Origin of the sequence: Thermosynechococcus sp. PKX95, from assembly GCF_031583295.1 — a bacterium.
GTDB lineage: Bacteria > Cyanobacteriota > Cyanobacteriia > Thermosynechococcales > Thermosynechococcaceae > Thermosynechococcus.
This window is the reverse complement of the sequence record NZ_CP134171.1, coordinates 1,674,065-1,693,640: the sequence shown is the minus strand read 5'-3', so window position 1 is coordinate 1,693,640 and position 19,576 is coordinate 1,674,065. Positions and strand designations below refer to the sequence as shown.

The 19,576-nt window shown below is 53.0% G+C and carries 13 protein-coding genes and 1 pseudogene; 3 read left to right on the top strand and 11 right to left on the bottom strand.

The window, feature by feature from the left end; genetic code table 11:
- Positions 1-4 precede the first annotated feature (4 nt).
- On the top strand, positions 5-781 hold the full coding sequence (locus RHH81_RS08280) for an SAM-dependent chlorinase/fluorinase (RefSeq protein ID WP_310742895.1): 777 nt from the start codon (positions 5-7) through the stop codon (positions 779-781).
- Here RHH81_RS08280 and RHH81_RS08275 read toward each other — a convergent pair.
- On the bottom strand, positions 773-2,023 hold the full coding sequence (locus RHH81_RS08275) for a VWA domain-containing protein (RefSeq protein ID WP_206199773.1): 1,251 nt from the start codon (positions 2,021-2,023) through the stop codon (positions 773-775). The genes RHH81_RS08280 and RHH81_RS08275 overlap by 9 nt on opposite strands.
- A gap of 72 nt (positions 2,024-2,095) precedes the next feature.
- Complete coding sequence (locus tag RHH81_RS08270) at positions 2,096-5,107, bottom strand: SMC family ATPase (protein ID WP_310742894.1); 3,012 nt, start codon at positions 5,105-5,107, stop codon at positions 2,096-2,098.
- Positions 5,108-5,196: 89 nt separating this feature from the next.
- Between RHH81_RS08270 and RHH81_RS08265 the strand changes: the two genes are divergently transcribed.
- Both RHH81_RS08265 and RHH81_RS08260 read left to right on the top strand, forming a co-directional pair.
- A complete protein-coding gene (locus RHH81_RS08265) occupies positions 5,197-5,805 on the top strand; it encodes a Uma2 family endonuclease (protein ID WP_206199771.1) in 609 nt (202 codons plus the stop codon).
- A gap of 497 nt (positions 5,806-6,302) precedes the next feature.
- Positions 6,303-6,704, top strand: a complete 402-nt coding sequence (locus RHH81_RS08260; RefSeq protein ID WP_206199770.1) for an AbrB family transcriptional regulator — start codon at positions 6,303-6,305, stop codon at positions 6,702-6,704.
- 10 nt (positions 6,705-6,714) lie between these two features.
- On the opposite strand, the gene RHH81_RS08255 is transcribed toward RHH81_RS08260, so the two are convergent.
- From RHH81_RS08255 to pstA, 9 genes and pseudogenes are all read right to left on the bottom strand, one after another.
- The gene (locus RHH81_RS08255; RefSeq protein ID WP_310742893.1) at positions 6,715-10,362 is read right to left on the bottom strand and encodes a hydantoinase B/oxoprolinase family protein; all 3,648 of its coding nucleotides are present in this window, start codon (positions 10,360-10,362) and stop codon (positions 6,715-6,717) included.
- A 45-nt stretch (positions 10,363-10,407) separates the two neighbouring features.
- Positions 10,408-10,845: pseudogene (locus RHH81_RS13085) on the bottom strand (DUF2290 domain-containing protein).
- The gene (locus tag RHH81_RS08250; RefSeq protein WP_206199767.1) at positions 10,820-11,530 is read right to left on the bottom strand and encodes a hypothetical protein; all 711 of its coding nucleotides are present in this window, start codon (positions 11,528-11,530) and stop codon (positions 10,820-10,822) included. The pseudogene RHH81_RS13085 and the gene RHH81_RS08250 overlap by 26 nt, the downstream one beginning before the upstream one ends.
- A gap of 150 nt (positions 11,531-11,680) precedes the next feature.
- The gene (gene cphA, locus RHH81_RS08245; RefSeq protein WP_310742892.1) at positions 11,681-14,371 is read right to left on the bottom strand and encodes a cyanophycin synthetase; all 2,691 of its coding nucleotides are present in this window, start codon (positions 14,369-14,371) and stop codon (positions 11,681-11,683) included.
- Between the two features lie 93 nt (positions 14,372-14,464).
- Positions 14,465-15,331, bottom strand: a complete 867-nt coding sequence (locus RHH81_RS08240; protein ID WP_206199765.1) for a cyanophycinase — start codon at positions 15,329-15,331, stop codon at positions 14,465-14,467.
- Positions 15,332-15,456: 125 nt separating this feature from the next.
- Positions 15,457-16,128 carry a Uma2 family endonuclease gene (locus RHH81_RS08235; protein ID WP_310742891.1) on the bottom strand — a complete coding sequence of 224 codons (672 nt, stop codon included), beginning with the start codon at positions 16,126-16,128 and terminating at the stop codon, positions 15,457-15,459.
- 30 nt (positions 16,129-16,158) lie between these two features.
- Positions 16,159-17,721 (bottom strand): polysaccharide deacetylase family protein, encoded by a 1,563-nt coding sequence (locus tag RHH81_RS08230; RefSeq protein ID WP_310742890.1) that lies wholly within the window; start codon positions 17,719-17,721, stop codon positions 16,159-16,161.
- Between the two features lie 110 nt (positions 17,722-17,831).
- On the bottom strand, positions 17,832-18,635 hold the full coding sequence (pstB, locus tag RHH81_RS08225) for a phosphate ABC transporter ATP-binding protein PstB (RefSeq protein ID WP_310742889.1): 804 nt from the start codon (positions 18,633-18,635) through the stop codon (positions 17,832-17,834).
- Entirely contained in the window at positions 18,629-19,576 is a 948-nt protein-coding gene (pstA, locus tag RHH81_RS08220) for a phosphate ABC transporter permease PstA (protein ID WP_310742888.1), read from the bottom strand. Before pstA ends, pstB begins: the two co-directional genes overlap by 7 nt.

Here is a 19,576-nt window from a genome sequence, read left to right as displayed (position 1 = left end):
GCCCATGGCTTGCTGCATTACCCTGCTGACGGACTTTGGCCATCAGGATGTTTATGTCGGTGTGATGAAGGGGGTGATTTTAAGTCTTTATTCCCAAGCCCAAGTGATTGACCTGTGCCATGAAATTCCGCCGCAGGATTGTCGCACGGCCAGTTTTCAACTGCTGCAAGCGGTGCCCTATTTTCCCCCGCAAACGGTGCATGTCGTGGTGGTGGATCCGGGGGTGGGAACCCGTCGGCGGGCGATCGCCCTTGATCTGGGGATCGGGTATTGTGTGGGGCCCGATAATGGTGTCTTTAGTCAAGTGTGCGATCGCTATCCTCCTCAGCGAGTGGTTGAACTCACCCAGCCGCAGTTTTGGCGCACCCCCAACCCCAGTGCTACCTTCCATGGGCGGGATATTTTTGCCCCCGTGGCCGCCCATTTAGCCGCAGGAACCGATTTGGCGCGCCTTGGCTCTGCCATTGAGCCAGACAGTTTGGTGCGCTTGCCCCATCTCACCTATGAGATTACCCCCCAAGGCATCCAAGGTTGGATTCAAGCGATTGATCACTTTGGGAATGTGATCACCACACTCCCTGCGGCGCTTTTAGCCAAGGACTACCACCACATTCAGATTCAGGGGCAGCAGATTCCCCTCGTCCACACCTATGGTGATGTTCCACCTCAACATCTGATGGCATTAGTAGGCAGTCATGGGTTTATTGAGCTAGCCGTTAATAGGGGCAATGCCCAGTCGCTCTTAGGCTGCCAGAATGGCGATGCTGTGTGGCTAGTTTGAGGGGGGATTGCTCAGGACTGTTTTTGAGGCAATGCGGGTGCGCTTGAGGGCGGCTTCACTGAGGGTAGATTGTTGCTGTAGCTCTTGAGCCGAGGCTTCAAGGACTTTTGCTGCTTCCGTATCTCCCATTTGCAGAGCCGTTTTGGCAGCACTTTGCAAAAAGGTGGCAGCGCCCGCGGTATCTCCCGCTTGCAGCTTTGTTTCTGCCAACTGGGTTTTGCGGTATTTTTCGAGGGTGAGTATACTCTGCTGTACTTCTGGATCCACTTGGGCGATGTGATCGGGTTCTGCCGTGAGTGTGAGGGGAATTTTTTCAGAGAAAAGACCCGTGGCCTGCTGCACGGGGTCATTGTAGCGGACTTGGACAAAACCAATGAGGTGAGAGCCTGGGGGCAAGGGTTGGGTACTCAGGGTGATCAGGAGTGTGCGTTTGATGGTAGCGGAAACATCGCCAACCCGAATCACATACTCGTGGGGGGTGGGGCTGTCGTAGGTGAGTTCAATCGTATCGGGAGCCACTTGGTTGACTGGTTTGAAGTTCCCTAGTTGTGCCGCCTCACTCAGGGTCAATAGGACATGGGCATTGGTGTAGTCCACGCTGCTAATGTGGCTAAAGAGCGCTTGAAAACAGGCGATTGCCTGCTCAGCATACTCAATAAACATCAGCCGCCCGCCGCCTGCATCGGCAATTTGCTCGAGGACATCCTGATTCCAGTGAACGCCAAACCCTAAGGTATTAAACGTAATGTTGTACTCTGCTGCCAGCTTGGCCAGTTCAAGGCAGCGTTGGTTATCGCCGTGCTCATTTTCGCCATCGGTGAGCAAAAAGGCTTGGGAGATGGTTCCGTGTTTGGCTTTGGCCAACTCTGTCAGGGCCAGTTTCATCCCCAGATCAATGGCAGTGCCACCACTTGGCTCAAGGGTTGCAATTTGCTCCTTGATTGCGGCTTTATCCTGCACAAATTGATTGGGCACTAACACCTGAGCTTTGTGATCAAAGGCCACGATACTCAGGCGATCCGTCGGCAGTAACCGATCCACCAAGGACTGCGCGGCTCGCTTGACCATTGCCAAAGGTTGCCATGCCATTGAGCCACTGTGATCCAAAATCAGGCAGAGATTGAGAGGAGCGCGCTGCTGTTGTTGTCGCTGTGCCGCTAACGTTAGTTCCAGTTGGCGCTGTGCCCCCTGTCCGGCACTGACAATGGGATCGCTGAGTTTGGCAATAAGTTCAACCGTCATTGGCAAAGTGTGCTGTTGCTGACCCTACTCTATCATTTTGCCGATATTGTGCCGCAAGCTGCTACCCCTGTCCTAGGTAATGATGCTGAGTTGGGAGGCTCCCCCTATTTTGGTGACTTCGATGCGGGTTTGAAAAGCTTCTTTGAGGGCAGGCACATGGGTAATGGCGAGGATGCAGTGAAATTCAGGGGCGATCGCGTTCAGGGCGGCAATCAGCCGTTCACAGCCCTGGGCATCTTGAGTACCAAACCCCTCATCAATAATGAGAAACTGAACATCACTGCCGGATCGCTGTGCCAACAGTCGGGCCAAGGCTAAACGCAACGCAAAATTGATGCGAAAGGCTTCACCCCCCGAATAACTTTCGTAAGGTCGAGTCCCTTGGCAATCGGCAATGAGAATATCGAGGGTCTCAATGGGCTTAGTATCAGCGCCACTGCGCCGCCGACTGCGTTGGGTAATGAATTGGACATGGAGTTGATGGTTACTCAGGCGGCCTAGGATATGGTTGGTTTCTGCCTCCAGATGGGGCAAGACGGTTTCAATGAGCATGGCAGGAATGCCATTTTTGCCTAGGGCTTGGGCTAGTTCGCAGTAGAGGCGGTATTGATGGCGGAGGTGGGCAAGGGTTTGCTGTCCCTGTTCGTATTCCTGGGCTAGGCGATGGAGTTGCTCTAATTCAGCGGTGAGTTTGCCCTGCTGGGCAAGGTTAGCTTCGAGGGTCTGCTGCTGCTTCAGGAGTTCCTGTTGACGTTGGTTCAGCTCGGCGGCAAGGCGGCTGGCGGCGCGTGCAGTGTCCTCAAGGGTAGCAAGTTTGTCAGTAATGCGTTGCAGTTGTTCCCGTTGTTGGTGCAGCGTTTCCTCTAGGTGCTGGAGGTCTTGGCGGAGTTGGGGTTGGCGCGATCGCCCCCGTTGCAGGGTCTGATAGGCCTCATAGTCCGGTTCTAATGCCGCCAGTTGTGCCTGAATTTGGGCATGCTGCTCAGGATCGTAGGCTAAGGCCGCCAACTGCTGATCAATGGTGGCCAAGGTTTGTGCCAAGGGGGAGAGAGTTTCAAGGGCATTGAGTTGGCGTTGCAGTTCTTCCTGTTGTGCCACTAGGGCCGGCAGTTGTTGCTGAATTTGGCGGTATTGCCGCTGCGCTTGGCGGAGTTCCTGTTCCTTGGCTTCGGCCCAACGCCATTTTTCCACTTGCCCGCGGGCGATCGCCAAATTTTTCTCGTCATAGTTCAGGCGTTTCAGTTCCGTCTCAATGGCTTGCAGTTCCCCAAGGGTTTCCTGATGGCCGTTCCTCAGCTGCCGCTCAATCTGCTGAATTTCTGCGGCCAAGCGATCCAATTGCGGTTCTAAATCCTGTGTGCTCTGGAGTTGCTGCTGGAGTTGCCCCCGTTGCTCAAACAGTTGCGTCAGTTGCGAGATCTCATAGCCCACGGTAATATATTCCCGCCGTAGGACTTGAATTTCCCGCTCGGTGACCGCCAATTGCTCACGAATCACCCACAACTGATTCAGCAGATCCTCTTTTTCGGCGGCATTGCGGCGCAGGACAGCTTCGTGGTGCTCGGCATCGAGGGGACGTTGACACAGGGGGCAAATCGCTCCCGGCTGATTCAGCAGTTCTAAGCGCTGCTCCAGTTGATTAATTTGCCGCTCATATTCCCGCTGGCGGGCTTGCAGTTGCTCTAGGAAGCGGCGGCGCTCTAGTCCCTTTTCCCGCACATGGTCTTGATAGATGCGCTGTTTTTCAAGGGTTTCAATCTGGGCAGTAATCAATGTCACTGCCTCTTGGAGAGCGGGTTGTCGTTCCACCTGTTGATGGAGATGCCGCCACAACTGTTGCAATTCATCGCGCCGGCTGCGGAGGCGTTGTTCCTGCTGTTGCCGTTCCAGTTCAAGGCGCTGTTTGACTTGCAGAAGGGGAAAGACTTTTTGTTGAAGCTCTTCCTGGGCTTGGAGCTGAGCGCGCGATCGCTGTAACTGTTCAAAGGCAGCGACAATCTGATTTTCTTGCTTGAGGAGCTTTTCCAACTGCTGGCATTGTTCCAGAAGAAATTGCTGCTGGCTCTCCAATCCATGCAGGGTGCGCAGAAGGTCTTGGCGCTGCTGGTCGAGGTTCTGCTGCTGGCGATCGCGCTCTTGGCGCAGCCGTTGATAGTCAGCAAAACACTGCTGCAATTGCGCTTCAGCGGTTTTCAGGCGCTGCCATTGGCTAACGGCGGCTTCCAAGAGGGGGGCACGGGCTTCTAGATCCGCAATCGCGGCCTGTTCTTGGCGGAGCGTCTGGCACTGCTGCTCGAGATGGGCGATTGTTGTCCCGAGGGTGTCTCGCTGCTGTTGCAGGTGTTCATAGTCCCGCTGTTGCAGTTGATAGACGTGGTAGGCGGCCTGTTGCTCTTGGAGCCGTTGTTGACACTGCTCGACTTGCTGCCGTTGCTGTTGAATCTGCTGGCTCACCGCTGCCTGTTGGGCGCGTAACTGCGGTTCTTGGGCGAGTTGCTCCCCTAGGCTCTGGAGGCGTTGTTCCAGAACGCTGATTTGGGCTTTGTAGTCACGGGCGCGATCGCGAGCCGCCTCCGCTAGGGTCTCGTATTGATCCAAGCCTAAAAGGGTGGCCAAGAGTTGCTTGCGCTCACTGGGGCGTTTGGCCATAAATTCATCGGCACGGCCTTGGCGCAGATAGGCACTGTTGACGAACGTGGCGTAGTCAAGGCGCAGAATTTGAATGATTTTTTCCTGTGTTGCTCGTAGCGATCGCCCCGTTAGCGAGGTATAGCCCGCTACTGTTTGAATCTGCAACTCTAAAACCGTATGTTGCTCGCGGCGCCGCAACCGTACCACCCGATAGGTCTGCCCCTGAACGCTAAACTCAAACGTCACTTGGGCTTCCATTTCGCCGTAGTAGATCACATCATCCTCACGGCTAGCGCGGCTTTGCCCCCACAGTGCCCAGGCGATCGCCTCAAGAAGCGAGGACTTGCCCGCCCCATTGGCACCACAAATACAGGCCAGATGTAACCCCGCAAAGGGAAGAGTGGCTTGGCGATAGCTGAGGAAATTGCGCAATACCAGTTGACGTGGAATCATAGGGCACCACACCCTTGATGTTTCCACAGTTTAGGGCATTCTCTAGCGAAGAATGCGTCACTTCTGAGACTCTGCCTAAAATTAAGATCATGATCACTACTACTTGCCAACCCACTCCAACCCCCCAACCAGTGCGATTTACGGTGCAGGACTACCACCGTTTACTGGAACTTGGGTTTCTGAGTGAAGATGACCACATTGAGCTAATTCGGGGGGAACTGGTGCGCATGGCGGCCAAGGGAACAGCGCACGAAAGCTGTCTGCGGCGATTATTGCGAATTTTACCGAAGATTGTGGGCGATCGCGCCACGCTTCAGTGCCAGTCGCCGATTACGATTGCCTTTGATGGTGAGCCAGAACCCGATGTGGCGATCGTGAAAAACCAAGAAGATGACTATGCCTCAGCCCATCCCACACCTGCGGACACGCTCCTGGTGATAGAAGTGGCGGATTCATCCCTAGAGTACGATCGCACAGTGAAACTATCGCTTTATGCTGAAGCCAAGATTCCCTATTATTGGCTGTTCAATGTTAGCGATCGCACACTGGAAGTCTATAGCGAACCTGCTGAAATTACACCGCGGCAGTTTGGCTACCTCAGCAAGAGAATTATTCCGACCAGTGGCGTTGTGCAATTGCCGCAGTTCCCCGAACAAGTGCTTGAGCTTGCTTCTATTTTCCCAAATAATTCACAATGATCAGCAGGCCAACTCGGGTTTGACACTCTTGGGCTTTTCCACCTCACACTGAAGCGACTGTTGTGAGCGTATTCAATTCTTGCAAAAAGTGCCGTAAGTTTGATTAGCGTCATTGTTTTGAAGGATAGAGCATCTACCGCCCTTATCTTAAATAGGGGACACATAAATGCTGATAGAAATCTCTTCCGTCGTGACTTTTGTAGCGTTGAGTCTGTGGACACCTGTGAAAAGGGCTGTAAAAGAGGTGGCGTACTTTCTACACTAGCCCTCACCTTTTTTGAGCCTCTTGCGTCCCTGTGAAAAGAGTGTCAATGTAACTCGTCTAAAGGAAATGTAAAACCCTGACTCAAGGGCGATCGCAACTTGAATTCTGAAAAAAATTATGGTTTGCTAAAAGTAGACACTCATTCATTACGAGTCCGCTGTCAGACTTTGGCACTCTTTGATTGAATCGCCAATGAATAGACAGTATTGGATCATTGAAAAGGTAGGTTAAAATGGGACGCAAACAAGTAGAACCCTTGACAGGTGCTGCTTTATTAGAGAAGTACAAACAATTGGAACATCTCAGCCACGAGGAAAAAGCAAAGGCCTGTGGCTACTATACGATCACCCAAAGTGGTAAGGAGCGCATCAGCAAAATGAAGTTTAATAAGGCGCTTCTTGAAGCCTTGGGGATGAATCTTGATACGAAGTCAGGACGTGGTGGTAGCCGAGGCGGTCGCAGTGCTAGTTATCGAATCACGGTACAAGCCAATGGTAATTTGCTCATTGGTTCAGCTTATACCAAGCAAATGAATCTCAAGCCGGGGGATGAATTTGAAATTACCCTTGGCCGTAAGCACATTCACCTTAGACAAGTGAGCAGCAACGGTCAACCCACCGACGATGAAGATTAATTTGATATATCTAATCTGAGAGTTGAGGTACCCCAAAGCCACCACCACCTGGGGTACAAATGCGCAGGCGATCGCCTGCTTGAACATTGATTGTGGCGGTTCCTGCTAAGGGATGGGGGATTTGGCCGAATTTCAGCCATTGATTTTCACCAACTGCACCGCACTCACCACCCGCAAGGCCAAAAGGGGGAATTTTGCGCGACTGGCTGAGGAGGCTGACGGTCATGGGTTCACGAAACTCAAGGACACGAATTGCCCCATCTCCTCCCGGTTGCTGCCCTTTGCCCCCACTGCCCCGGCGACGGCAAAACTCCCAAACAATCACGGGGTAGCGGTTTTCTAACACTTCGACATCGGTGAGTCGAGAGTTGGTCATGTGGGTTTGCACGGTACTGGCTCCGGCAAAGGTGGCTCCTGCCCCAGCGCCGCCACAGATGGTTTCGTAGTATTGATAGCGATCGCTGCCAAAGCTGAGGTTGTTCATCGTTCCCTGAGCCGCTGCCATAATGCCGAGGGCACCGTAGAGGGCATTGGTAAGGGTTTGCGAGGTTTCGACATTGCCAGCAACCACCGCCGCCGGAAACTGGGGGTTCAACAGTGAGCCTTGCGGCACCCGCAGTTCAATGGGACGCAAACAGCCCGCATTCAGGGGAATGTCCTCCTGTACGAGGGTTCGGAAGACATACAGCACAGCCGCCTTGGTAATGGCAAGGGGAGCATTGAAATTGTCATTGGTTTGCTGGGAGGTGCCCTCAAAGTCGAGGCAGGCGGTGCCTTCGTGACTATCAATAGTGATTTGCACCTGAATTTGGCTGCCGTTGTCCATGGCCACGCAAAAGCGACCCCCTTGGAGCGATCGCAGGCATTGGCGCACACACTCAGCGGCATTGGCTTGGCTAAATTCCATGTAGGCAGCCACAACCTCGCGACCATAGCGATCGCACAGGGTAATCAGTTCTTGTACCCCCCGCTGATTGGCGGCTATTTGGGCTTGCAGATCCGCCAGATTCTGCTCAGGATAGCGAGCCGGCCAAGGGGCTTGGCTCAACAGTTGATAAATCGCCGCCTCTTGAAACTCCCCGCCCTCCACCAGCAGCACATTATCAAAGAGAATTCCCTCTTGACGGACATCGGTACTATTGGCCGGCATGGATCCAGGACTGATGCCCCCAATGTCAGCATGGTGCCCCCGCGAAGCGACAAAGAAGGCGGGTTGCGCTTCCCCCTTGAGAAATACGGGGGTAATTACGGTAATATCCGGCAGATGGGTGCCACCGCGATAGGGATTATTTGTGGCAAACACTTGACCCGCCCGGAGGGTGTTGCCTTTCTCAGCCAGCAGTGCCTTAACACTTTCGCTCATTGACCCCAAATGGACGGGGATATGAGGGGCATTGGCCACAAGGTTGCCGGCAGCATCAAACAGAGCACAGGAAAAATCCAACCGTTCTTTAATATTGACCGAGGCACTGGTTTGCTGGAGTGTGACGCCCATCTGCTCAGCAATGGCGCGAAATAACTGTTGAAAAATTGCAAGCTGCACTGGATCCGCAACGGTGGCGGCAATCTGCTTTGACGGTGCCGGGGATTCTTGCAGGGGACGTAGCCACAGCCCCCCTTGATCATCCACTTCGGCCTGCCAGCCTGCCTCAACCACATTGGTACCCGTAGCATCTAAGATCAAGGCCACCCCTGCAATGATCTGATGGGCAGGGAGGCGATCGCGCTCATAGACGGGTGCTTTGTGCCATTGGCCTTTGCTGTAAACCGACACATGGGCAAGGGGCGTGAGTTCTGTGGTGGCATGGGGCATCGTGACCGCTGGAACTGCTTGAACAGCAACGGCTTCAACTGCGACTTGACCGATGCGGAGCGATCGCCCCCGTATAGTAAACCCATAGCGATCGCGATGGGCTTGGGCAAATGCGGCTGCCATCCTTTCCAAATCTGCCCAGGGCACCCAGAGGATCGTATCTGTCCCCACATAACCTAAGCCGATGCGCACTTGACTTTGAATCTGCGGGCGATCGACCCCTTGGGCAACAAGTTCATCTATTGCTTGCCCTTTTAGCTGCTCAATTTGGCCTTGCAGCTCCCCCAGAACAGCGGCGGTGAGGGGTTGTTCAATCGTTTGCTCCTTGAGTACCCGCAGCTCCGCCTGACCAATGCCGTAGGCCGAGAGCACCCCCGCATAGGGATGGAGATACACCTGCGGCATTCCCAACACCTCGGCAATCAAACAGGCGTGTTGGCCGCCGGCACCGCCAAAACAGCAGAGGGTATAGTCGCGCACATCGTGCCCCTGCTCTAGGGAAATTTTCTTAATTGCCTGTGCCATGGTATTCACGGCTACTTCAATAAAACCAGCCGCCACATCGGCAACACTGCGGGCATCTCCGGTGCTCTCGTAGATCTCTTGGCGCAGTTGAGCAAATTGCTGTTCCACCGTCTCGCGATCCAAGGGCTGTTGACCATCGGCGCCAAAGACAGCGGGGAAATAGGCGGGCTGAATTTTCCCCAAGAGGAGATTGGCATCGGTCACCGTGAGAGGTCCGCCGCGACGATAGGCAGCAGGTCCGGGATTGGCACCGGCAGAGTCTGGCCCCACTTGGTAGCACCCCTTATCAAATCGCAAAATCGAGCCACCGCCGGCAGCGACGGTATGCACGGCTAGGAGGGGCGATCGCAGCCGCACACCCGCAATGGTCGTTTCCTGCCACCGCTCATACTCTGGCCAAGGGGCATCCGGATTGTGACGATAGTGGCAGACATCTGTCGAGGTGCCCCCCATATCTAAACCAATCAGCCGCTCAATCCCTGCGGCTAAAGCGGTGCGCACCACCCCCACCATCCCCCCAGCAGGGCCTGAAAGCAGACTATCCTTACCGCGCAAGCAGGCCGCCGCCACCACACCGCCATTGGACTGCATACAGTAGAGGGGAATCTCCCCCAGCTCCCCCTGCACCCCCTGTAGATAGCGATGCAGCACCGGCGACAAATAAGCATCCACAACAGTCGTATCGCCCCGGCTGACCAGCTTGATCAGGCCACTTACCTCGTGGGACACCGACACTTGGCTAAACCCCATCTTCCTTGCCAAGGCTGCCACCTGTTGTTCATGGTCAGGGTAGCGGTAGCCATGCACGAGCACAATGGCGCAACTGCGGATGCCTTGGTCATAGACCGCTGCCAATTGGGGCTTCAGGGCTTCTAAGTCAAGGGGGACGAGAATTTCCCCTTGGGCACTCACCCGTTCTTTGACTTCAATGACATGGCTGTAGAGGGGCGGCGGTTGCTGAATCGCTAAGCCAAACAGATCCGGGCGGTTTTGGTAGCCAATGGCTAGAGCATCCCCAAAGCCTTGGGTAATCAGGAGCACCGTTGGCTCGCCTTTGCGTTCTAAAAGGGCATTGGTGGCTACCGTTGTCCCCAGTTTCACAATTTCAACGGCTTCACTGGGAATGGGGGCATCCGGCGCCAACCCCATGAGGGTACGAATTCCCGCTACTGCTGCATCGCGATACTGCTCTGGATTCTCTGAGAGCAGCTTGTGCACCACCATTTGACCATCGGGACGGCGGGCGACAATATCCGTAAACGTGCCCCCGCGATCGATCCAAAATTGCCATTTGGCTTTCATTGCAACCGCATTGTTCATGATCACTCTATATCAGGAATGACAACGTGAACCATACCACTTTCATCAATTTTTTGCATCGCCCAAAGTTAGATGACAAGCTGGGTGTGTCTTATTGATAGCCGCTTGCTGATCAAAGTCAAACCGCAAAGGAAAAGCAATAGTACGTCTATTAATAATCTAAAGGAAGTGCGTGTCTTCAAAATAAGATGCTGGATCTTCTTGAAATGGCAGTAATTGAGAAGATAGATAATAAGCAAGGCGATGCTGAATGAGAGTATTTCTTTGGAACCGATAAATAAGTTGAAGCAATCCACCATCAATCATTTTTACACTATAGTATCTATTATTTTTAAGTATTTGGTGAATTACTGAATAATCCGTTTCACTTATTACTAATGCAATGTTTTCACAGTGATCAAATTTGACATCCCATATGGATTTGGGGTGCCTAACTATCTTAGGAAAGTTTTGATCATTAATTATACCAGTACAAAATAGCATCATAAATTTTTGGCATTTTTGTGGCTGTATCAAGTGCTAGCTGGCAAGCACTGTCAAAAGCTTTTTCACTACTATCAAAACGACTCCTAGCTGTTGAAAAATCAAGAAACTCACTACCCGTAACTCTACAAAATTCATAATAAAGTCCATCCCGTTCTTCATCCCCCTTAGCTCCCCATGCGTTAACTATCCGCACTTTTGTCCAGTCTGGTTCCTCATTGGTTTGCGATATACAGAACTGATTAATTAGGCGCTTGAATTGTCCTTTTAAGGCTCTCGTCTGGAAGGTTACTGCAATGTACCAATCAGGGTGTTGACTATGTAAATAAGCAGCCTTTAGAGCAAGGATAATAGTTTTACCGGAGCCTGCTAAGCCACGAATCCGTTGGACGCCATCAATGGTTTCAATCACCGCCCGATGTTGCTGATGGTCGAGGGTAGCAATTGAATCTTCTAGTTGCTTAAGCTTTGCTCCACGAGAATTCGGTCTATTAATTTGGCGTTGCTGAGACTTTTTCCGTAAAGAGGAGAGATTCTCAATGGCTGAAAGTCCTTCTGGTGTCGGTAGAAGATACCCCAGAAAACACTCTCCGTGGATGTTTGAGATTGCTTGAAGTGCATGTTCAAGTGCTTTAGAAGCAACTGGCTTATTGTTAATGCCGTGGATGAAATGAATCTCGTTCATAATTGATTATTTATGAATTCTTTCTAATATAAAGGGAGTACGTAAAAGCGGTGAGATCCTCCAACCTTTTTGAAAAGGCCTATACTGTGCTTCTCGCTGTTGATCAGAGTGACTTGATCAGATCAGCGTTGCTAGTGGTCGAGAAACTGCCTAATGGGAGATGGAGGGATTGAGATCACCACTAGTGGAAATTCCCTCACTGTGAAAGCCATTGGTCGTTTCCCCTTGGAGTCGTTGATGATGCTGGTGAATCAGTTGAATGGTGCGGCTGATTTCCGCTGGAAAGATCACCACTAGGGAGCCTTGGGGGGCGCGATCGAGGGCAAATTGAATCGCTGCTACCTCGTCATGGATGATGTCGTATTGGCGTTGGACACTGTGGTGATGTACTCCCCGCTCAATCCAATAGGCGGCATCGCCGCGCGGCCGGCCACGGGTATCGTCATCTTCTTTAATGATGATCCAATCAAAGATTTTTGCCGAGAGTTCACCCAGTTGTTCTAAGTCTTGATCACGGCGATCGCCCGGTCCGCCAACGACACCAATGCGCTGCCCTGGCCATTTTTGGACAAATTCACCAATGGCCTCATACCCTGCTGGATTGTGGGCATAGTCCACCAAGACACTAAATTGCCCCAAATCAAAGAGGTTCATCCGCCCGGGGGTTTGCTCCACTGAAGTTCGGAAGGTGGTCAAGGCAGCGCGAATATGCTCAATACTGATGCCTTGGGCAAAGGCGGCTAGACTGGCAGCGAGGGCATTGGCAATCATAAAACCGGCTCGACCGCCAAGGGTAATGGGCACATTTTCTGCCTGCTCAATCCGTAGCGTCCAGTCCCCTTTCAAAATCGAGAGATAGCCATTTTCATAAACAGCGGCGAGGCCCCCCTGCTGAATGTGCTGCCGAATAATCGGATTGTGGGGATTCATCGAGAAATAGGCCACTTGGGCTTTGACTTGGCGTGCCATTCCCGCCACGAGGGGATCATCGGCATTCAAGACAGCATAGCCATTCGGCCAAGCGGATTCCACCACCACGGCCTTTAAGTCCGCCAACTGTTCAACGGTGTCAATATCACCAAGGCCAAGATGGTCAGCCTGCACATTCAGCACCACCCCGACATCACAGTGGTCAAAGCCCAAGCCGGAGCGGAGAATACCACCGCGCGCTGTTTCTAGGACAGCAATCTCAACCGTGGGGTCTTGCAGGATCAGTTGGGCACTTTGAGGCCCCGTGGTGTCCCCTTTTTCCACCAGATAATCGCCAATATAGATGCCGTCTGTGGTGGTGTAGCCAACGGTTTGCCCCGTTTGTTTGCAGATATGGGCAATGAGACGGGTGGTGGTGGTTTTACCGTTGGTGCCCGTAATCGCAAAGATCGGGATGCGGCAAGGCGTTCCCGGTGGAAAGAGCATATTCAACACCGGTTCGGCGACATTGCGGGCAATCCCTTGGCTGGGGTTCGTGTGCATGCGAAAGCCGGGAGCAGCATTGACCTCGACAATCACACCGCCAACTTTAGGCAGGGGCTGACTAATATCGGGGCTGACAACATCAATCCCCGCAATATCGAGGCCAATGATCCGAGCCGCCCGCTGGCAAATCCAAACATTTTCCGGGTGAATTTCATCGGTGCGATCGACGGCAATGCCACCGGTACTCAGGTTCGCCGTGGCGCGTAGATAACAAATTTCCCCTGGTTGCAAGACTGTATTTAGGGTATAGCCCTGCTTTTCCAAGAGTGTCCATGTGTCGTGATTCACCTCAATGCGAGTGAGGATATTATCGTGACCGTCTCCCCGCTGCGGGTCTTGGTTGGTTTTCTCAATGAGTTCTTCGATAGTGGAGCGGCCATCGCCAATAACATGGGCTGGCACCCGTTCAGCAACGGCGACTACTTTGCCATTGACCACTAGAACCCGAAAGTCGCGACCCGCATGATAGCGTTCCACAATCACTGATTTGGAGACACTGCTGGCAATTTCAAAGGCTTCTTCGGCCTCTTCTAGGCTGTTGATGTCAATCGTAATCCCCCGACCGTGGTTGCCGTTGAGGGGCTTAATGACAATCGGGTAGCCGCCGATGTCCTCAATGGCTTCAGGGAGGTCTTCAATGTAGCGGACGACGGTTCCCTTGGGCACAGGAATTCCGGCATCCTGAAGCAGTCGCTTTGCCCCTTCTTTGTCCCCTGCGAGTTCCACGGCCAAGATGCCACTGCGATCGCTCAAGGTGGCCTGCATGCGATGACTGCGAGCACCATAACCCAATTGAATGATCGAGCGACTGCTCAACTCAAACCAAGGAATATTACGGGCTTCCGCCTCGCGGACAATCGCTTCCGTACTTGGGCCTAGGGAGGCTTTGGCTTTTAACTCGCGGAGATCGGCGAGATCCTGATCCAGTTCGCGCTGGGGATAGGTGCCCGTATCAATAATGCTTTGACAGAGTCGTACCGCTGCGCGGCCGGCATAGCGACCCGCTTCTTCCACTTGGTATTCATAGACGACTTGATACACCCCCGGCGTTGAGGTCTCCCGCGTGCGGCCAAAACCAACGGGCATCCCTGCTAGTTCTTGGAGTTCGAGGGCGACATGCTCAACCACATGACCGAGGTAGGTGCCTTCCCTTAGGCGGGTGAGAAAGCCCCCCTCATGGCCAAGGGAACAAAAATGATTGTAGAGACTGGGTAAAACCCGCACCAACCCATCCACAAAGCCGGGAATCTGATTGGAGGGGGTGTTGGCCACCTCTTCTAGATCTAAACGCATGACAATCAGCTTATGACGCCGAATGCTCCAATAATTAGGACCCCGCAGCGTTTGTAATTTGAGAATTTTCATAGAAGAGTGGCTTTTTTAAGGACAGCTTACCATTTTTAGTTTTGAGGCGAGTGACGCAATAAACTGTATCTTAAGCAACACTTTCCTGAAAACTTAATTTAGGGGAGGCAAAATACATTTGTGCTGCACTTGATGGGTGCGGAGATTATAGCAGTCACCATCACTGAGGATGTGCAGGCGCAAGTTGTAGATACTCAAGGGTTCGTTAACATCCACATGGGCATAGCTCGTGTAGCTGACATCCCGAGGATCAACAATGGTGACAGAACCACGACCAAGAACCCGCAGCATACCATCAGCTTCAAACATGGCACAGGTATCTTCATCAATGCCGACTCCCAGCTTGTCGGGGTGAGCAGAAATGGCGCTGATCAGGCGCGCGAGGCGATTGCGATTGTGGAAATGCTGATCCACTAAAACATCGGGAAGAATACCCAAGCCTGTGGCCAAATCGACTAAGGAGCGGTTTGGAGCTTCATTGCTGCCCCCACTGGCAATCATGCACTCACCCATGACAGCGGCACCGGCACTCGTGCCCCCAAGAATTGATTTGCCTTCCCAGACTTGATGACGCAATTGGTAGAGGAGGGGGGTTTCATCCAGCAGCGCCGACAAACGCAGTTGATCGCCCCCGGACATAAAAATGCCAGTACAGCGACTCAAGCGAGCTAGCATCTCTTCCTGTTCGGCATCAGCGCGATCGCCCACCAATAGAACGTCCACTTCGCGCACGCCAATTTCGCGGAAAATATCGTGGTAGAGTCGCCCCATGGCATCGGGTTCACGGGAAGCAGAGGGAATGACGCCAATGACAGCATCTAGGCCGCCAGCACGTTGGCAGAAGGTGGTGAGAATTTGTCGCCCACGTACTTTGTCTTCGGCTCCCCCGATCGCCATCACTAAACCTTTGTGACCAGAATGTTGATTGGTCGTTTTGGAAATGGGGTCTAATTGCAACATAGGGCTACGGTGAATGAAACGGTCAATCGGCAGACAGATATCGATGCATTTGGCAAGGGCGATGCCAATATTCCCCTATTGACACGGGGATTCTATACAGCATAATGCCAGATTAGGGAAATTTTTTAAGTTTCGGTCAAGATTTGCACAAACGCTTGATGTTCGGGGGTGGCAATTCCCTGTTGGAGTACCTGCAAAACCGTACCCAGATCATGGGTCAGTAATGCCTCAGGGGCAAGCCAGAGTCCGGGAAATTGACGACTGCGAATCATCCCCTCAGTATCGGCAGCAAGTGGTTGGTATTCCCCCGTTTCAAGTGAGAACCAGTGGATCTGGCGATCGTAGGTACACCAGACGAGGTATTCCTGAACGCCATTGCGGCGGTACACCCGGAGCTTATCGTGCAGGTCGTAGGCGGCACTGCTGGCGGCAATTTCAACCACGAGTTCCGGTGCCCCCTCGATATAACCATCCTCACTAATGCGGGAGTTGCCCCCGCTTTCAAGGCGGAGCACAGCATCGGGCTGCGGTTCATTATCGCCATCTAGGCGAACGGTCGGATTGTCATAGACAAGAACCCCCGGCGTAGCTGCTTTGTAAAAACCGAGCCAAGCCATGATCTCGGCATGGGGCTGACTGTGACTGACACGAACGGGTGAAGCCACGTAAACAATTCCCTCAATCAGTTCTGCTTTTTTCAGCTGAGGCATGGCCGCGTAGCGCCGCTCAAATTCGTCCCGTGTCAGGCGATCGCCACTTTCAAGGGGCGGCAGTTGCACTGGGTGTTCAATTGTCATGGCAGGCTGTTGGGGATTCGCGTGCTGCCTTTATTTTAGTTGGTGCATTCTGCGGCTATATTGTCGTTGCTTGATCCGGGCAAGGGTGGCAACAAAGGCCGTGTTGGGAATGGTGTCTAGGGTGGCGATCGCCCGCTGCCACAAGATTTTGGCCACTGATGATTGTTGTGCCTTAGCGGCAAGCGTCGCCTGCTCCGCCAGTTTGAGAGCCGCTTGATATTGACCTGCAGCAGCTTGTTCAAAGGCCAGCCGTTGTTGCACCCAAGACAGGGCTGCCTGTTGCTCCCGTAGGGTGGCTGCTAGGTATTCCCGTTCGGCGATCGCCCATGGGGGTGTGGTCCTTAAATCTTTTTCTAAAGCTTGAATGCGGGTCTCCAGTTGCAGAACCAACTGCTGAAGCTGCGCCGTTTCTTGAATCGTTAGCCAAGAAGGGGGTTCTGGTAGACTTGTTGGCTCTTGAGCCGCAATCAACTCAGGGACAGTGACAAATTGATAGCCTTTAGCCCGCAGTTCGGCAATGATGCTGGGCAAGGCCGCAACCGTGGCTCGCCGAGAGCCACCCCCATCATGGAGCAGGACAATGGCACCGGCATGCGCCTGCTGAACAACTGTGTTGACAATGCGATCGCTCGTTTGGCGAGGTAACCAATCCTGTGGATCCACTGACCACATCACCACACCGTAACCCTGTTGGCTGGCGCGACTCACCAGACCATTATGGAGATTTCCCCCCGGTGGTCGAAAGAGCTTGATATTTGCCCCGCTGATGTCTTCAATCAATTGTTGACTTTGATCCACCTCGTGCTGGGCAGCGGCAGGATTAAAGTAATGGTAGCCGTGGCTCCAAGAGTGGTTGGCCAAGACATGACCTTCCCTAACAATGCGCTGCGCTAATTTTGGGCGCGCTGCAACGGCTCTGGCAATAGCAAAAAATGTCCCTTTGACCTTTTCTTGGGCAAGAATGTCGAGCACTTGGGGCGTGTAGGTCGGATCAGGGCCATCATCAAAGGTCAGTGCCACCAACTTTTGCTCAGGGGGTAAGGTAACCTGATTAAACACACGGCCACGGAAGGCCTCAGGGGGTGAGTAGTGGTACCACAGGGGTGGGCGGGCGGGAGCCAGAGTGGGCGCAGCATTGAGAATGACCGATCGCACTTGTTCAACGCTGGGTTCTGGTGCTGCTGCCAACCAAACACTGGGAGACTGCCATTGGCCGACGGCTCCTAAACCAAAAATCCCTAAGACACTGGCCGCTAAAGCTAAGGGTTCAAGCTGGCGATCGCGAACTGTTGTGGGTGTGGGGGTTGCAACCGGCCGAGGCCGCAGACGTACTCCCCATGCAGGGCGCTGCCCCCCCAACTGTCGCCCATAGACATCAATGGATTGGGGGAGGACAGGACTTAAAAAAGCAACCAAGACATCAAGGCAGGTGCGTTGATTGGGAATTTGCTCTGCCTCTAGGAGAATTTTCCAGCCTTCGGCGGAGTGAGCGACACGCACATAGGTGGCCTGCGGAGCAAGGCGGAGCGCCAATTCACGGGCGATCGCCTGAGGTGAAATCTCCCTGACCGTTGACTCCAGCGATGCCACCATAACTGCGCTCCTAGAGCGAGAACAAATAACTACTAGCCCTAGGGTAGCGATCGATTCACAACCACACCTTACCTCTTAGACCACATTCTCAAGCGGACTTGACGCAGCGATCAACCAAAGCGACCACTCACGTAATCGGCGGTCTTCTGTTCCACTGGCTTCGTGAAGATGGACATGGTTTCGTTGTACTCAACGATTTCACCCAAATACATAAAGGCGGTGAACTGGGAAATACGAATCGCCTGCTGCATGTTATGGGTCACAATCAGAATCGTCACTTGCTCCTTGAGTTCGCTAATCAGGTTCTCAATACTGACCGTGGCAATCGGATCCAATGCCGATGTTGGCTCGTCAAAGAGAATAATCTCTGGATCAGTGGCTAGGGCACGGGCAATACAGAGCCGCTGCTGCTGACCGCCCGACAGAGACGTGCCCGGTTCCTTCTGACGATCTTTGACTTCATCCCACAGGGCAGCACGACGGAGCGATCGCTCCACCACCTCATCGAGGATCGCACGGTTATTGATGCCGCGCACCCGCAATCCATAGGCAACGTTTTCGTAAATCGACTTGGGGAAAGGATTGGGCTTTTGGAAGACCATGCCAATCTGCATCCGCACCTCAATGGGATCCATCTGCAAAAGGTTACGGGGGTTTTCATCCCCTAGCCAAATTTCCCCTTCGTAGCGATTGCCGGGATACAGATCATGCATACGGTTAAAGCAACGCAGCAACGTGGTCTTGCCACAACCTGAAGGCCCAATCAGTGCCGTAACTTTCTTTTCATAGACCGGCAAGTTGATGTTTTTCAGAGCCTGCTTGCCACCGTAGTAAAAGTTCAAGTCCCGAACTTCTGCCAGCTTTTTCAGTGGCTCGTTCTCGGTAGCCACGACCCGATCTGTAGGTTTTACCATTTGATACTCTTCCTAAAACGATAGCGTAGATAAATAGCTGTTGCATTCACCGCCAGCGTCAACACCAGCAGGACAATCCCAGCCGCTGCAGCATTCACTTGAAAGGCCTCTTGAGGACGGGAAACCCAGTTAAACATCTGAATCGGCAGCACCGTAAAGGGAGACCAAAGCCACTTAAACGAAATGTAGGGAAACTCGCTTTGAATGGGTGGATCCGGCAAGAACGTGATAAACGTCAAAGCACCAATGGTGATCAGCGGCGCCGTCTCGCCAATCGCGCGGGAGATACCCACAATAATCCCCGTGAGAATCCCCCCCATCGAGTAGGGCAGCACATGATCAGCAATCACCTGCCAGCGACTCGAACCAACCGCATAGGCGGCTTCCCGAATCCCCTGGGGAATGGCGCGCAAGGATTCACGGGTGGTCACAATCACCACGGGTAAAATCAACAATGCCAGTGTAAACCCGGCAGTCAGAATGCTTTCGCCCCAGTTGAGGATATAGACAAAGAAACCGAGAGCCAGTAGGCCATAAATAATTGAGGGCACACCCGCCAGATTAGTAATGTTCACCTCAATGAAATCCAACAGCCAGTTTTTGGGAGCATATTCTTCGAGGTAAATGCCCGCCGCAATGCCCAAAGGAATAGCCACAAACGCCGTTACAAGAATGACCAATAAACTACCCACCCATGCCGTGAGGATACCTGCCTCTTCGGGGTCACTACTCGGCGGTGAAGTAAAAAACTTCCAGTTCAGCATGGGTAAGCCGCGCAGGAAGAGGTCACCCACAAGAAAAACAAGGGTGAGTAAGGCGACTAGCAGGGAGAACCAACCTAAAACGATAAAAAACTGTTCCCAGCGCTTGCGCTCCCGAATCGAGGCCGCGATCGCGATCGAATTGCGGAGGTTATTGAGAATCGTTCGTTGGCTACGCAT

Coding starts and splice junctions, on each gene's coding strand:
- RHH81_RS08230 (WP_310742890.1), bottom strand. CDS start 17,721: ATGGTGGCATCGCTGGAGTCAACGGTCAGGGAGATTTCACCTCAGGCG.
- RHH81_RS08260 (WP_206199770.1), top strand. CDS start 6,303: ATGGGACGCAAACAAGTAGAACCCTTGACAGGTGCTGCTTTATTAGAG.
- RHH81_RS08240 (WP_206199765.1), bottom strand. CDS start 15,331: ATGTTGCAATTAGACCCCATTTCCAAAACGACCAATCAACATTCTGGT.
- cphA (WP_310742892.1), bottom strand. CDS start 14,371: ATGAAAATTCTCAAATTACAAACGCTGCGGGGTCCTAATTATTGGAGC.
- pstB (WP_310742889.1), bottom strand. CDS start 18,635: ATGGTAAAACCTACAGATCGGGTCGTGGCTACCGAGAACGAGCCACTG.
- RHH81_RS08235 (WP_310742891.1), bottom strand. CDS start 16,128: ATGACAATTGAACACCCAGTGCAACTGCCGCCCCTTGAAAGTGGCGAT.
- RHH81_RS08255 (WP_310742893.1), bottom strand. CDS start 10,362: ATGAACAATGCGGTTGCAATGAAAGCCAAATGGCAATTTTGGATCGAT.
- pstA (WP_310742888.1), bottom strand. CDS start 19,576: ATGCGTAGCCAACGAACGATTCTCAATAACCTCCGCAATTCGATCGCG.
- RHH81_RS08250 (WP_206199767.1), bottom strand. CDS start 11,530: ATGAACGAGATTCATTTCATCCACGGCATTAACAATAAGCCAGTTGCT.
- RHH81_RS08270 (WP_310742894.1), bottom strand. CDS start 5,107: ATGATTCCACGTCAACTGGTATTGCGCAATTTCCTCAGCTATCGCCAA.
- RHH81_RS08280 (WP_310742895.1), top strand. CDS start 5: ATGGCTTGCTGCATTACCCTGCTGACGGACTTTGGCCATCAGGATGTT.
- RHH81_RS08265 (WP_206199771.1), top strand. CDS start 5,197: ATGATCACTACTACTTGCCAACCCACTCCAACCCCCCAACCAGTGCGA.
- RHH81_RS08275 (WP_206199773.1), bottom strand. CDS start 2,023: ATGACGGTTGAACTTATTGCCAAACTCAGCGATCCCATTGTCAGTGCC.